Source organism: Caballeronia sp. GAWG1-5s-s (assembly GCF_023631445.1).
In the GTDB taxonomy this organism is placed as follows: domain Bacteria; phylum Pseudomonadota; class Gammaproteobacteria; order Burkholderiales; family Burkholderiaceae; genus Caballeronia.
The window spans coordinates 28,028-42,423 of sequence record NZ_JALQDC010000039.1 but is presented as its reverse complement, the minus strand read 5'-3'; the positions used below and the strand labels follow the sequence as shown (position 1 = coordinate 42,423).

General features: G+C 60.9%; 16 protein-coding genes. 12 read left to right on the top strand and 4 right to left on the bottom strand.

From position 1 onward, the window contains the following. Positions 1 to 72: 72 nt before the first annotated feature. Positions 73 to 966 carry a PRTRC system protein D gene (locus NCR34_RS26295; RefSeq protein WP_250501273.1) on the bottom strand — a complete coding sequence of 298 codons (894 nt, stop codon included), beginning with the start codon at positions 964 to 966 and terminating at the stop codon, positions 73 to 75. 1,144 nt (positions 967 to 2,110) lie between these two features. Between NCR34_RS26295 and NCR34_RS26290 the strand changes: the two genes are divergently transcribed. The 7 genes from NCR34_RS26290 (at position 2,111) to NCR34_RS26260 (ending at position 8,987) form a co-directional block, all read left to right on the top strand. Beyond that, complete coding sequence (locus NCR34_RS26290; protein WP_248324020.1) at positions 2,111 to 2,467, top strand: hypothetical protein; 357 nt, start codon at positions 2,111 to 2,113, stop codon at positions 2,465 to 2,467. Between the two features lie 485 nt (positions 2,468 to 2,952). Continuing rightward, positions 2,953 to 4,113 carry a phage integrase N-terminal domain-containing protein gene (locus NCR34_RS26285; protein WP_248324021.1) on the top strand — a complete coding sequence of 387 codons (1,161 nt, stop codon included), beginning with the start codon at positions 2,953 to 2,955 and terminating at the stop codon, positions 4,111 to 4,113. Between the two features lie 62 nt (positions 4,114 to 4,175). Next, positions 4,176 to 5,726, top strand: a complete 1,551-nt coding sequence (locus tag NCR34_RS26280) for a methyltransferase domain-containing protein (protein WP_250501272.1) — start codon at positions 4,176 to 4,178, stop codon at positions 5,724 to 5,726. 25 nt (positions 5,727 to 5,751) lie between these two features. After that, positions 5,752 to 6,408 (top strand): PRTRC system protein A, encoded by a 657-nt coding sequence (locus tag NCR34_RS26275; RefSeq protein WP_248324023.1) that lies wholly within the window; start codon positions 5,752 to 5,754, stop codon positions 6,406 to 6,408. Then, entirely contained in the window at positions 6,405 to 7,238 is an 834-nt protein-coding gene (locus tag NCR34_RS26270; RefSeq protein ID WP_248324235.1) for a PRTRC system ThiF family protein, read from the top strand. The genes NCR34_RS26275 and NCR34_RS26270 overlap by 4 nt, the downstream gene beginning before the upstream one ends. A 94-nt stretch (positions 7,239 to 7,332) precedes the next feature. Next, entirely contained in the window at positions 7,333 to 7,812 is a 480-nt protein-coding gene (locus tag NCR34_RS26265; RefSeq protein ID WP_248324024.1) for a hypothetical protein, read from the top strand. Positions 7,813 to 7,904: 92 nt separating this feature from the next. After that, complete coding sequence (locus NCR34_RS26260; protein WP_248324025.1) at positions 7,905 to 8,987, top strand: hypothetical protein; 1,083 nt, start codon at positions 7,905 to 7,907, stop codon at positions 8,985 to 8,987. 57 nt (positions 8,988 to 9,044) lie between these two features. Here NCR34_RS26260 and NCR34_RS26255 read toward each other — a convergent pair whose 3' ends face one another. From NCR34_RS26255 to NCR34_RS26245, 3 genes are all read right to left on the bottom strand, one after another. Beyond that, positions 9,045 to 9,749 carry a hypothetical protein gene (locus NCR34_RS26255; protein ID WP_250501271.1) on the bottom strand — a complete coding sequence of 235 codons (705 nt, stop codon included), beginning with the start codon at positions 9,747 to 9,749 and terminating at the stop codon, positions 9,045 to 9,047. A gap of 55 nt (positions 9,750 to 9,804) precedes the next feature. Next, on the bottom strand, positions 9,805 to 10,278 hold the full coding sequence (locus NCR34_RS26250; RefSeq protein ID WP_250501270.1) for a tRNA lysidine(34) synthetase: 474 nt from the start codon (positions 10,276 to 10,278) through the stop codon (positions 9,805 to 9,807). A 78-nt stretch (positions 10,279 to 10,356) separates the two neighbouring features. Beyond that, entirely contained in the window at positions 10,357 to 10,662 is a 306-nt protein-coding gene (locus tag NCR34_RS26245) for a hypothetical protein (RefSeq protein ID WP_248324028.1), read from the bottom strand. Between the two features lie 454 nt (positions 10,663 to 11,116). Between NCR34_RS26245 and NCR34_RS26240 the strand changes: the two genes are divergently transcribed. The 5 genes from NCR34_RS26240 to NCR34_RS26225 all read left to right on the top strand — a co-directional run bounded on the left by NCR34_RS26240 (position 11,117) and on the right by NCR34_RS26225 (position 14,296). After that, entirely contained in the window at positions 11,117 to 12,664 is a 1,548-nt protein-coding gene (locus NCR34_RS26240) for an EAL domain-containing protein (protein WP_248324029.1), read from the top strand. Between the two features lie 274 nt (positions 12,665 to 12,938). Next, the gene (locus tag NCR34_RS26235) at positions 12,939 to 13,184 is read left to right on the top strand and encodes a hypothetical protein (protein ID WP_248324030.1); all 246 of its coding nucleotides are present in this window, start codon (positions 12,939 to 12,941) and stop codon (positions 13,182 to 13,184) included. 115 nt (positions 13,185 to 13,299) lie between these two features. Next, on the top strand, positions 13,300 to 13,434 hold the full coding sequence (locus NCR34_RS28120; RefSeq protein ID WP_256465428.1) for a hypothetical protein: 135 nt from the start codon (positions 13,300 to 13,302) through the stop codon (positions 13,432 to 13,434). Between the two features lie 98 nt (positions 13,435 to 13,532). After that, positions 13,533 to 13,994 (top strand): outer membrane lipoprotein, encoded by a 462-nt coding sequence (locus tag NCR34_RS26230; protein ID WP_248324031.1) that lies wholly within the window; start codon positions 13,533 to 13,535, stop codon positions 13,992 to 13,994. Positions 13,995 to 14,029: 35 nt separating this feature from the next. Then, positions 14,030 to 14,296: a hypothetical protein gene (locus NCR34_RS26225; protein ID WP_248324032.1), complete on the top strand. Its 267-nt coding sequence runs from the start codon at positions 14,030 to 14,032 to the stop codon at positions 14,294 to 14,296. The last annotated feature ends 100 nt before the right edge of the window (positions 14,297 to 14,396 follow it).

Genomic DNA, 14,396 nt, shown 5'->3' with positions numbered 1-14,396 from the left:
GTGGCGCCTAAACGCCGAAAAGTCCCCGGCGCCTTTATGCCGAAAACGGTTTGGCTCCTTAACGGCGAAAGTTCACATGTAGAGAGCCGCACCTCCACCGGTAAGAACGATTGAGCGAATGTCGACGGTGTTTTTCACACCAGCTTGGATCGCTTTAACCGCCGCGTCTATGACCGTTTGCGCTCCAGGCAGGAACTCGCGAAGGTCGTAGTCGTTCCCGTTGAGCAGCAATGTGGACCCGGTGCGCAACGCCTTATCGATCCGCTCAATCCCCTGCGTGTCGATATGCAGTTTCTCCTTGATGACAGCCGCGATAGCCTCGTAATAGTGAGATGCGCCGCTGTGATGACCTCCGCTGCGCTCCTCGTCGATCGTGAGCCCCGTTGCCACAACCCAGTCCGTAGTGAAGTAGCCAACGTCAATAATAAGGTGAGGATCCTCTTTGTCGAACTCGTGATAGCGCGAGAAGTTCACCAATGCGCCCAGAGGCTGCGGCAGCACGATGACGCTCCCGACATCGAACTCGACTTCGCCGTAGGCATTCTTGCCGGCGAAGGCACTGCGCAAATGCGCGACGTGGGTGTGGAAGTTCCGCATCGGCAGACCGAGGACCAAGCGGTCGACCGATGCAATGTTGGCGAAATGGAACGCGCCTGCCAGCAATGCGGCATAGCTCGAAGTGGTGCAGTAGTCGTCGTTCAGCGTCGCGCCCGCATCGCCGTTGCGCGAACTCAACAGGACGCCCGGGCCGACCTGATAGCGCTTCCCTTCTACCTCCACGGCGATCGTCTTCGGCGTCGTGATCAATCCGGCGCTTTCCTTGGCGATCGTATGTGCTTTGTACGGCGGCGTCAGCGATGGGAACATAAACGTTGAGACGTCAGATCCATTGCGAAAGGCAACCTTCGTGTTGCCATAACCGACGTCGACAGCAAGGACGGGCGCATTTACTTTCATTGCGTTCATTCTCTCTCCAGAGCATTTCAATAGGCCACACTCATCTGCCCGTTATCTGACAGAAAAGTGGCAGATGGGCGGTGATGACGCGTTCTCTCTTCCAACGTCCGGATAACTGTCAGTTATCTCCACCTTAACGGTGAGAAGCAAGAGTGGGTGCCGGGCCTTGCTTCAATCCGTTAGTTATCTGGACGAATTCGGTGAGAAAAGTCCACTTCACACGCGTCCAACTCTACAGATCGGCACGGAAAGTCAAGGAAGCAAAAGCTCACTACATTTAGGCAGCTTTCGAAAATTGCGTTGTCTTCCGAGCGGCTAATATTCCAATCACCAACCGCGCGACCAGCGCATCGAACCTCCTATACGGACCATCGAGGGGACCGCTTTGCCTAGCGAAAATCCCCTCTGTCACAGGCCGCAAAATCATGCGGCCTTTTTCTGAATCAAATCAAACGCACCGTGAGCCAAGTTGAGGAACACGGACACGCGATATCCATTGGGTTTGCGGGCAGTTCAGCCCGAGAAAGCAAGTTGAGTCGAGGTGCGAGCGGACACGGACACAGTCTGCTGCTGCTAACACCGACGCATTCGACGGCATGGACGCATCCTTACAGCACACGAAGCTGGGTACGTTGCATGAGGCCCGACACACCGCGGCGGATTCAACGCGCTTGGGGATGGGGGAGCGAGCAAGCCAGAGAGGCGACTGCTCCCTGTACGGAAGACGAACGGTCGGCGCAACCGGAACAAGACAGCGCAAAAGCAATTACCGAGCAATTGGCCTCAGCGCATCAGTGCTAAGGCCGGCGCGGTAGCCGTAGCAGCGGCATAGCCGAGTCGCGCAGCGAAAAGCGCGCGACAGGACTGTCGGCAGTAGCAGGGAAAGCAATCAACGGCGAGAGGTTCCGCGAAGCGGGCCCGCGTTGATGCCTACCAGGAGCTAGTCGGCGGCGGTCAACACGCGAAGCGTGAGACCGGCAGCACGCAGCAAAACGGACGGTCGATGCACGTTTCTTCCACGTGCGGGGCTGATCGAATGGAATCGCTAAAGGCGAGGAAGGCTGGACCCGGCGGGGTTACGCGGCGCGCAGCGCGAAGAGACGAGGGGATAGGCTCCCTGCGGTCCTCGCCCGGCGACAACGGGATCGGGCACATGTCAGTGTCCGCGTACCAAGCGCAAAACAACGAGGAAACGATGCAGGAGCCGTTGGAGGTGTTCGTGCTTCGAAAGGCAGTAACGGGCTCATATGTTGTCGGCTCGTACCACCGCGTCTTGGGGCCTGTTTTCCTAGACGTATTCCGTTCGGTCGGACGGCATCATGGGCTGACGCTAGACCTGGACCGCGCTCATCGCTTCGAGCGCAATGCGGTCGACATGGATGGGTTTCTAGCGAAGCTCGACAAATGTAACTACAAGTCCGGCGGGCATGCCGGCGACTTCGCCTCCCTGTGCGAGCAAACTTCAGTCACCCCTGAGAGCTTGGTTGCGTGGGCAAAAGCCACACCTTGAATAGAGGTTTTAGCGCCTGCGCCGCCGCTGTATTTGCGCGCTTTCGGACCGGCCGTCGAGCGCTATTCGCCCTGGACGCCAGACGTTTCTAAAGCACTCCGCTTCAGTGCTCGAGAAATCCTGCTTGAGCCATCGCTCAGGCGAGTCGAGCCGCACGGGCGTTTCGTCTCGCTGGCGGCGGGTCATGCCACCACTACAAATTCGCAGAAATCCGCCCAGGAGCCGTGGGTCAATCATCCGCTTGAGGCAGACCTAGCGTGGTCCATGTGGCAGTTGTCCGTGCGATACGGCTTTGACGATGTGAATGCTCGACGAGCTGCGCTTAGGCATGCGGCGGCGGCCGGCTGGGAATCCGCGGCGGCAGGTGTGATTGAGATATCCGGCCACATTGCACGGTCGCCCGAGCTGCGCCAATCGTTCGAGACGGGACGGGCGCTCTGCTACTCAACTAATCACTTGATCAAGAAAGCACTGGGGAATCGCTAATGTCGGTCACCGTAAACGTCCGCTCGGAACTTCGTCGCTACAACTTGCCAGAGGACTTCAAGGTTGCACTCGAACGGCTACTGGAGGACAACGTCGCTCGCGTGCACAGCCGGACTCGCGTGAGTAAGAACCCGCTGTCATTAAAGACACAGGCATATCGGATCCAGAAGATCTGCCACGCATTCGTGGAACTTCGCGAGAACGGATACGCTTTGAAATCTCCGTGGGCCTTGAAGCAGAAGCACGTCGAGGCACTTGTGGACATCTGGGTTCGTAAGAAGCTGACGGGCGGAACAATCGAAAACAAGCTGACCTATCTTCGCGCACTCGCCCAGTGGATGCATAAGCCGAACCTGATTGGCCCGTTGGAAAGCTACGTTGACCGCAGAGAGCAAGGTCTTGTTCGCTCGTACATCGCCACCGAGGACAAGTCGTGGGAGGGCAATGGAGTCGATTCGATCGAGAAGATGACCGAGTATTCGGCGATGGAAGTTCGAAGCGAATACAAAGTCGAGCGCGAGCTCAACACGTTCTGCCGACGGCTGCTCTCGCGGCTTGTGATGGAGGCGAGCCGCAAGTTCGCGCCCGCAGGCGGCAGAATCGAGATTGACCAGAGTCGCGAACTCGACCGATGCGGCCTCGATATCGAAGAAGAGCTGCGGAAGCACAACGTCCCTGACCTGAACGGCTTCTGGCAACACTTGGAGCGAACGTTCGGCGGCGAAGCTGGCGAGCGCGTTGCGTTCGAGCAAGCAGCCAAGGCCATCATCGACGGCTTCTGGTTGAAGCCCGACACCGAGATCAAGCGCACCAGCAGCGCGGTGATTCTCGAAAAGCGCGTCACCTCTCAAGGTTCGTATCAGTCGAAGGGGCAGCGCGAGGTCTATTACTCGTCGCAGCAAACCGTTGTCTCGACCTTCGACGGTCTGGCGACCTTCGCGAAGAAGCACCAGTTCACCGCGCTCGCGATGCAACTGCGCAACTTCAACATTCACCGCCTCACTTTTTCCACCCGCGACAAGTTGAGCTTCCCGGGTCTGGAAATAGTGATGTTCAACGACAAGTGGCAGTTCAAGTTTGCCCACGACGTGGGCGACGCTTTGTCCCTCTTCATCAGCGAGTTCGGCGCGCAGTACCTCGCCTCGCGCGACCGGTATTGATCCGCGACCGTTCCTCATTCTGACCCGCTTCGGCGGGTCTTTTCATTTTTAGGAGCAAATCCGTGCAGAGAGATCTGTTTTCGTTCGAGCGCGACTGGTATGAACCGTTGCGTGCGATCCGAAGTCTAGGGTCGCAGGCGCCGTCGATCGCTCATCAGGGCGAGCTGGCAGCGGCACGCCGGCAGCACCTTGGGCAGTTCTTCACCCCGGACGCGATCGCCGCGTTCATGTGGAGCTTCGTGAGCGGCTGGCGAATCGATCGGCGCATCCGCATCCTGGATAACTCGGTAGGCTCGGGCAGGCTGTTGCAGTACGCTGACCCGGAACGCCATGCCGTGTACGGCATCGACGTCCATGCCGAGGTTATCGAGCAATGTCAGAAGGTATTCGAAGAGGCCGGGTTCCACTGCGAGTTCCGGCGAGCCGGCATGGAAGAGATCCATCCCGCGCGCTTCGATATCGCGTTGATCAATCCGCCGTTCTCGATTCACCTCGAGTCGCCGCATCTTCAGCCGCTCGGATGCACCACGTGGGGCCGGTATGGCGCGTACACCAGCGCGCTGAGCCACGACTACGCGGTACATCAGGCGTTGGAAGCGGCGAACATCGTGGTTGCGCTGTTGCCGCTCACGACGGCCGAGGCGATGGCCGCCGGCGAGCAGGGTGACAGTCTGAAGCGTCGCGCCGCGGGCTTGTTCGAGCTGCCGGGCGACGCGTTCAAGCTGGAAGGTGCGAACGTGCGCACGGCGGTGGTCGTGTTCGACCGCTACCGCGATCGCCCGTCCGACTTCGTGCGCGCGGTAGTTCAGGACCTCGCGGAGCCGGGCCCGAATCTCGGCCTGCATTTCGAGGAACGGTCCTATGGCGAAGCGCGGCTGCGACTGCAGAAGCTCGATGACAGCGTGCCGTTCATCACGCGTGCCGTCACCGGCGACAAGTCGGTCAAGGTATCGCACGATGGTCGGTGCATTCGCCTGTCCTTCGCTTGCGGCTTCAACGAGGCGATGGTGCTCAATGCGGTGCTCGTAAAGCGCATCTACTCGCGCGACGGTCACCGCCTGCCCCGTGGCTTTCGCTATTCCGGGCAGGGCATGCTGGATATGGAAGCGTATCTTGTGCAGGACGACCCGGTGCGAGCGTTCGGGCAGTTGCTTGATCGGATCCGCAGCGTAGGCGGGGAGCCGCAACTCGCACCCGGTTTCATGGAGCACTTTCGCAGACGCATGCGACGCAGCCAGCGACAGTCAGTACCGTTGCGGCACGTTGCCTGGACCACTGGTGCGGGATCGCAAGATCACGTGTCGGGGGTCGCGAAGGAGACCCACAAGGTCGACGCGACGCGCTGGGCCAGTCCGCTCATCAAGGCGGGCGCCGAAGTTCAGTTCGACCGCGAGGCTGACGGCCGATACCAATACGCGGTGCATGGCGTTTCGTATCACCTGTCGGTCGACGAGCTCAATGCGCGGTTTGTGGTCGAGAACGTGAGCGAGGGGTGGGAAGTCGTGCACGAAGGTCTGTGCGTGCGCTTTCCGGACCAATGCTCGACGGCAAGTACGGCGAGCAATTCCCGAAAGACGCGCTCGTCCCTATGGACCTTACCCTCGCTGAGCTGATCGCCGGCAAACAAGGAGTTCGATGATGAATGCTGGTGCTTTGAATCCTGCCGATGCCGCGCTTCAACGCTCATTTCCGACTGTCATGGTGCCCCGGCGTGAGCCGGTCGCGCCAATGCAGGCGGCAGGTGAGCGGCTGCTGATCGGCGAGAACGGTGTCTTCCTAGAAATCGATCTGCCGTGGCTCTCGGTCGTTCGCCGCATTGCGCACTACACGGTCCCGACCGCGATCCCGTACGGGAAAGTGGTCGAGTCGACAGAGTTGCGCTGTGGTGCGGTGCCGCCCGAGTTGATCGGCGAGTTCGTCACGATGGCGCGCGCCGCGCATCCGCTGGAAACCGGTGCGTGGGTCGTCTGGAACGTCGAGACGAAGCAGTTTCGCCTCGCACCTGTGAAGGTGCTGTCACAGGGGACCGGGTCGCTGAAGTACGAGCGACCAGATCTTCTGCCAAGCGAACTGCGGGTCATCGACTGCCATTCGCATGGCGCGCATCCCGCGTACTTCTCGCCGACAGACAACGAAGATGACCGTCACGAGACGAAGTTCGCTTTCGTCGTCGGGAACTGCGCGTCGTCGGTGCCGAGTATGGCGATGCGCTTGTGCGCTAAAGGCATCTTCGAGAACGTCGAGCGCGTGCCGAGCAGTTGGTACGCGGCGGCTCGCGCTCAGGAGGTTGCATGAACGGGATCATCCGACATCAACTTCCTTCGCGGATGCTCGAGCGAAGCTGGAATGTGGTCGTAGTCGGCGCGGGCGGTACCGGAAGTGCGGTGCTCCCGAGCTTGGCGCGGCTGCACCACGCGATGCTGGAACTGGGCCATCCGGGCGGCATCGACTGCACCGTCTTTGATGACGACACCGTCAGCCCGACCAACGTCGGCCGGCAGGGCTTCTATCCGAACGACGTGGGCGAGTACAAAGCATCGCTTATCGTCAATCGGCTAAACGCACTGATGGGCACGAACTGGCGGGCGGAAACCCGGCGCTTCGGTCCGGGCGAGCCGCTCTACAACGTCGATCTCGTGATCGGCTGCGTCGATACGCGAGCCGCTCGTGCTGCGATTGTTGGCGCCGCCCAGCACACGGGGGCGTATTACCTCGACTGCGGCAACGACACGGATCGCGGACAAGTTGTCATCGGTCAAGTCTGTAGCAAGAGCTACGCGCTGAAACATCCGGAACGGCTGCCCCATGTGGGCGAGTTGTTTCCGGAACTGATTGACGCGAAGCTCGATGCGAAAGACGAGACCCCGTCCTGTTCGATGGCCGAGGCGCTGCGCAAGCAGTCGCTGGTCATCAATCAGGCCATCGCGGTTCAAGCGTTCAACATGCTCTGGACCATGTTTCGAACTGGCGCGGTGCCGTTCTCGGGCGTGTTTGTGAACCTCGCAACGGGGCGCACGAATCCGATTCCGTTGGATGCGGCCGCGTGGGCGCGCTTTGGGTACGAAGTCCCGAAGCCGCCTGTGAAGAAGGCGAGGAAAAGCCGAAAGGCCAAGCTCGCTGCCTAGTAAGTCGTTGTTCCATCACTGCCGACCCCCGCAAAGGGGTCGGCATTTTTCTTTCGTGCTCAACAAGCACGACAACCTCATAGGAGTATCCGAAATGTCGGAAGACATTGAAATCGTAGTTTCGGCACCGCTCAAAGTGGCGGCGGCGTTGTGGCAAGAGCGCTGGTGGTGCTGTGCGGCCTTTCTTGCCGCAACGGCCGCAAATACGCTCCCGCCGGCGGGCTACCTCGGCATGGCCGTCAGGTTCGCGTACGAGCACTTGTTGCACGACGCATCGGGAGTTGGCCGAGTCATGGCCGGGCTGCTCGGCGTTCTCGCGGCCTCGTTCGCATGGCAGGTCGCCTGTCAGCGAGACCGCGCCCGCCCAGGACTCTTCGCCCGTGTGTGCGACTGGGTCGTCAACCGCTTCCTGATGTCGCACCTTGCGCGCGGCGTCGCGGTGGTTATCGGCGCAAGTGCCGCGTGCGGCGCACACGGCGTTGTATTCGGTGCGGCATTCGGCGTCTGGCTCGCCCTGGTCATGTGCTGCATGCAGTGCCTGACCGCCTTCTCGGTTATGCCGCGTCTGCGCTAACAGCATTAGCCGCTCCCTCGTGGAGCGGTTCTCTTTTACCTCAGCGGGTACGCAGCCCGTTGGGGCTGCTCCGCGTACCAATGGAGCAAAACATGGGTTCTTCGATTTTGACGGGCAAGCGCGCAGGCGCAATGCAAAAGGCCGACGGCGAGTGGATCTACGCGTTGTTCGAGCGCGGCTATGAGTCAAACGTCTATCCGCACACCGACCACTGGTCGGCCGTGGCACTGGGCAACTATGCGCAGGTCATGCGCCGCATCTTTTCGCACGCGACCAGTTGCGAAGGCGGGATGCTCCGCAGCCGCAATGGATCGATACGGCCTGAAAACTACATCGCCAGCTGGAGAAGTGAGCTTGCCAAGCCTACGCTGCTCCGGGATCGGTCGATCGATTTGTCGGTCGGCTCCTCGTGCTACTCGGCGGTGCCTGAGTCGCAGTTGGATGATGTCCGGCTGTCGTTGATCCGGGCGGGGTTTGAGTCTCGTATCGATGAATTGGTCGGCGGCAGCCTTAGCGTTTCGCTGCACGCGGACATCGACCTACTGCTCTCAATCTATGGGAACAGCGGCCCGCTCAGCGTCTGGCGAGTGCTCAAGGAGTACGACTGTGGGACCGCGCAGATCGAGGTGCCGGTGCCGTCGGCAGCGAAGACCGCGATGGAGCGGATGCCCGAGGTGCGGTGTCATTCGATCGACCAGCACAATGTGTTGGTCGCAATGGGCGCGGCGCCGTGGCGTCACGCTGGCTGGCAATACAGCGCGGTCGGCTCCTTCATCACCGAAGTCGCTTATCCGGTTGAAATGGAAACGCCGGGGTTCGCCAAGAAGGCAATTCCAGCGTTCCGCGACGCCTTGACCGACGCTCCGCAAGTGCCCGCGGCGACGCGCATCACGGTGACGCGCGCGCCCGAGGGCACCGAGGAGTGGCGGGCTCGCCGCGCCGACGAGCTTGCGCAAACGCTCGGGCTCGTGACGGAGGGCGCATGCGCCCCTGCGGTCTATAGCTTCGCGTTCGGCGACTTGCTCAATCGCGAAGACACGGACCGGCTGCTGTACGGTCTCGGTTCGTTCAGCGATGCGCAACTCCAGTGGGAGGTGCCGCTCGCGCGAGAGGGTGCTCAGCCGGACCCGGCTTTCTTCTCGGCGGACGTTCAGCTCTCGCTTTGTCTCGCCTAATGCTGTTCTGATCAACGCCACGCTCCCGGTTTCCGGGGCGTGGTTTTTTTTCGCCCGTTAGAAGGCGAAGCTCGCTTGCGCCGGGACTGACACGGCTGCGGGTGCGATGGCGTCTGCGTCGGCAGCCGAGGGCGCGCCTTGCCGCTGTGCCAGCAGCTCGTCGTACCGGCGCATAACCTCGGTCGCGCTGGTGTAGCCGACCTCGATGCCGACTGTTTGGGCGACGCGGCGGCGCACGCTCGCGAGCAATTCCGCTTCGTCGGGCGTCGGTCGGGCGGTCGGCCACCCCGACGAGAAGAGCAGGTGTGCAGGGATCTCCGCCTCAATGGCTTGGCGCTCGACGGCGGCAGCCTTCGCACGTGCAACGTCCGTGGCCAGCTTAGGCGGCAGAAGATGGGGCGCGACGTCGGCCAGCCACCGTTGCCCTTGGAAGGCGAACGTCGAGTCGGCTTCTAGCTGCACCATCTCACGATAGACATCGTGGTTGTCGGCGCAGCTTGCCGCGGCTCGCAGGTCGTCGAGGGAACTCATGATGCAGTAGGCGCACGATACGCGCGACGCGCCATACACCGTGTACGCCTCATGCAGCGCAAGTCCGGCCGCAGCGATCTCGGTGAAGACCTCGTCCACGGTCCATTCGATGACAGCATTCCACGTCATACCGCTGCGACCCTTGGTCGACAGCGGAGCGAGCGGGGCCGCAACAGCCATCTTGCTGCGCGCGCTGCTTTCCTGGCGCCGCACGCCTGTCACGTTGATCACGTTCTGCGTCGGAAAACGCTTGTTGAGCGCGCTCGAAACAACCGAGGACTTGAGCTCACTGGTAGAAACGAAGAGCCGGCGTGCTCCACGGCAAGATCAGTCGGACGCACGATAGGTTGCTATACCGCTCCACGTTGTTTGTCCATCGCTTTTCCCATCTGGCCAGCATGTCGCCAGCTTGCCGCCGCACCGTCAAAAGCTCCCAACCCAGATGTGCGGCGAGACGCTCGCACGCAGGACCGCTGTCCTTCCATTCGACGCGGCCAAGGTCCGAGTGTACGAGGATGCGCGGGCCATTATGGCCGATGGCGTCTAGGTGCCGGGAGACCGCAAGGGCGCATGCAACGCTGTCCTTGCCGCCACTCACTCCGATAGCGACGACCGCGTCGCTGGCAAGCAGCGCAGAGACTTCGGGCGTGAGCGCGACGTCACGCGCACGCGCCGCGTCGAAGGTGGGGCGGGTGGGGCGCAGCGAGGACAGGTCGATGGTTTGGAACATGGCGAAGAGAATCGAGTGAGCTTGATCCATCTTCGCAGTTACAGCGCAAAGTCAAGGCGCTAGGCCCATGCGGGCTGCGCGGCCGCCATTCTCGCCACCCTGCAGCATCTATGCCGCTATCTGGAGGCGATCGCGCGACGGTGCTGCTGCGGCCAGTGCGGTTTCGAGGTCATCGATCGAGCGAATGAGAGTTGCAAGGCGCGCCCGTTGGGTGACTAGCAGCATGTATTGACGATCCAGCGCGGACACGCGCGAACGCCAGTAGGCTGGACCGAGAACGGCCGGAATCGACCCGGGAGACAGTGAACGGAACACTGACTCCAGGTGCGACAGTTCAACTTCGGCATCCCGCGCCGTACGTTTGGGCAAGTCACTCCGCGCGGCCGCCGCGTTCCCCGAGACGTGCTTCTTCATGATTGGTCTGATTCATTTTCGTTGTGAAGGCGCCGTCTTTGCAAAGCTCGTGCCGCTGGGGCAGGCCGGGCGGGCGCTGGCTGACCGGCGCTACCAAATGTCTGAGCAAACGTTTGCGCGCAGCGGTATAGTGAAAGCTCTCTCTCGTGTTCCGCTGCCCCGGCGGACGCGTCTTCGGGCCGATGCGCTGCATCGGCTTTCTTTTTTGAGAGGTTCCTAGGTTTTGCTCGGTAGAATCGCGCAACTTTTGCTCAGCTTTACGCGTTCAACCGACCCGAGTCGATTGGTAAATTACCGGTTCTCTCAGGTTCGTCACTGGCCCCTCGGAGGCTGACGGATCATTCAGCGCCACTCCAGCGATGGAGCTGGCGTTTTTTTTTCGCTTGTGACGGCACGGAAGCCGGCAGTTTCAGACATACGGATGAATTTGTGATTGCGAAGCGAGCGAAGGTCTATGGCTGATGACATTTATCGAGCACCAACGCGCCTATCGCTGCTGCTTTGCATCGTCTGCGGTGCCGCCGTGCTGCTTGTGTGCATCGTGGTCGGGGAGCAGCTCGCGACGAAAAGAATGGCGGACCATGAGCAACTGATTGGCCGCGATCTGGTTGCATCAGTCGACCGAATCCTCGACAGCGTCAGTACGCGACGCCGCGAACAACTCGCCGGGCTGCCCGGTGAAGCGTGCAGCCGGGCTTGGCCGTCACTGTCGGTCCTCCAAACGTATGTGCGCTACGTGCGCGCGATTGCACTGGTATCCGGCGATCGCGCCTACTGCTCCTCCGCGTTCGGAGCCATCGACTTCTCGCTGTCCGACTACCCGCTCTCTTCGGGCATACGCGACAGCATCGGTCTTCTTCCGCAAACGCAGTTTCAGCCGGGAGTGCCGGTTCTGGCCATGTTCCATCGGACGGCGCCCGGTCGAGGTGTGCTGTCGATCGTTGAGGCGGAGTACCTCACCGATGCCCTCGCGCATGGTCTCAGGTATGGCGCGCATACAGCCGTGATCTCGGTCTCGGGAACCGGGACTATCAGTGCTCGTGGCGTCTTTATGCCGGCGTCCGCACCGCTCGCTGAATACACGACGCGGGTCGCATCGCAGAAATGGCCATTTGCAATCTTGGTGTCGTCATCCGCAGGTTTTGTTTCCGGCATGCACTGGGAATACAGAATTGCGGGCTTTGCGGTCGGGCTCCTCGTCGACGGCTTGATCGCCGCGATCTACCTGCTTACGTTCGCCCCCCGGCGACTGGTGCTGACCGCCGTGCGTCACGCGCTTCGGCGCAATGAGTTCCATGTCGTCTACCAGCCAATCATTGATACCGCCACGCGGTCAATGGTCGGCGTTGAGGCTTTGCTCCGGTGGGACCACCCGAAACTAGGCGCGATCAATCCGGCGTCGTTCATGGCGGAGGTCGAGTCGAGCGAAATGCTTGGACCCGTTACGCAGTATGTGATGCGGACGGCAGTGGCCGAAATGGCCCAGCAGTCGGCAACGGTCCCGTTGCGCATCGCGGTCAACGTTGCGCCGCGTGATCTCGAACGACGAGGCTTCGTCGCTCAGGTCGAAGCCCTTACCGCTGAGTTGCCGGCGAGCGCCTGTCTCGTTCTGGAACTGACCGAGCGGTTCCTGCTTAGCAAAAGCACACATACAGCGGCTACGTTCAACGCATTAAAAGCGAAGGGAGTGAAGTTCGCGATCGACGATTTTGGGACCGAGCACAGCAATCTCGATCTGCTTGGCCGGTTCCCGTTCGACTTTGTGAAGATCGATCGGCAGTTCGTGAGCGAGGTGGACAAAGGCGGCGCCGAGCTCATCCGGGGCATCGTCTCAGTCGCGAGGCATTACGGACTGGAGGTCATCGCCGAAGGCGTCGAGACCGAATCCCAGCACGCCGCGCTGTCCGCAGCTGGAGTCCCATTCGCGCAAGGCTACCTATATCAGCGGCCGGTGAGGGCGGAGCAACTGGCGCAGCTGCGCGAGGTAGCCACAACCTTCTGAATCGTGGCTCGCACGGTGCAGAGTGGTCGAAAAACCGGAAGGCATAGCGAAATCCGTAGCTTTCGAGCTTTGGCCTCGTCCTCGGCTCCGTAGACTAGCGTCATTCCCCGCGCTTTTGCGCATCGAACCTAACCCTCCAGCGTGCTGGAAGGCCACTTCTTTCCCGCCGTCTGATGACGGCAATCTTCTGGCGACCCTTGTTGGTCGCCTTTTTTCGTCCCCTTGGGAGCCAATCCCAACGGGAGACGGCTCCCTTTTCATTTAGGAGCTGTCTATGTCTCGCACTCTCGCACCTGTCGTCAAAGTCTCCAGCATGAACGGTTTCATGGCGAATCAGCGTGTGGTCGGTCAGGACGTCGAGGCCAGTCCGCCGCAGCTTTACACCGGTCGTATCAGTTCGGTGTGGAGCGACGGTACGGCAATGGTCGATTGGGACTATTCGCTCAATCACCAAGCCGAACGGCATCTCGTGCAAAGCGGTCGCATCAGACTGCATCACCTGAGCCGCAGCGCCTCGTAGTTCTTCGTAAATGACGCGTCCAGTGCAGTGCGCTGGACGCCGTTTCTTGGTCCAAACCTTTCCTTGATGGGAGCCTCCCATCGCGGGCGGCTCTTACTTTTCTCAGGAGTTGCCCTTGTTTCCGATCATTAAACACGCTCTGAACAGTCTCGCCTGGTACGCCAAGCAGGACGCAGAAGCTTGGAAGATGCTGTCGTTTCTCGTTGTCGTCGTGTCGCTCTCGACGGCAATCGCCTCGGTCACCCACTGACCCGCGCAGCTCAACGCTGCGTATAGCTCATTTCTCTTCCCTTTGGGGCAAACCAGCCCTTCGGGAATGGATTGCCCCGCTTTCATTTCAGGTGATCCATGTTCAAGTTTCTCTGCTCCGTGTTGCTTCTTTCGGTTCTGACTGGCTGCGCTACTGCAGACTTCGGTTCGCCGAACACCTATCAGCGCTACGACGTTCAACGCATCGGGCAGTTCGAGCAGGCAACCATCCTGCGCGTGCGTCCGATCACAATCGAGAGCAATTCCGACTCGTCGGGCATTTCCTCGATCGTCAGTGCGGCAGCGGGTGCCTTCCTGGGCTCGCAAGTCATCGGCAATGGTCGCGGCCGCTACATCGCAGGTGCGTTGTCCGGCTCCGCTTCGGGACTTATCGCGCAGCGCGTCAGTTCCGTGATGTCGCGCCACACCGGCGTGGAAGTCTTCCTTCGACGCGCCAACGGCCAAACAGTTGTCGTGACGCAGGTCGATGACCAGCAGTTCGCCCCGGGACAGCAGGTTTTCCTCGTCTCAAACGGGTCCGGCTACCGGATCACCCACTAACCGGCGAATCGACGCAACCATCTGACGAGTTATCAATGAACCACTATCAGTTGATCGCCCACGGGCAGACCAGCGGCTGGAATCCCTCCGCCAACGAGGTGAACGGCAAAAACTTCTACGGGATGCTCCCGGTGGAAGTCGCTGCACAGGCAGGTGACGTCGATGAGTTCGAGGCGATCGTGTCGCACCCTGAGTTCAACGCGTCCGGCGCCAGGCCGCACCGATTCGCTGCAGTTGGGCGGCTCAGTGACTGCGGTCCGGGTTTCGTTGCGCACGGAGACGCTCTTTGTCGATGTGCTTGAGCATCGTGCAGGTTCCGGCGTCGCGCTTAGCTTCAGAACTCGTCGCGGCCGTTCGGACCTGACGGGCGGAGGTGAAAACCACGTCGCCCTGACTCAACTC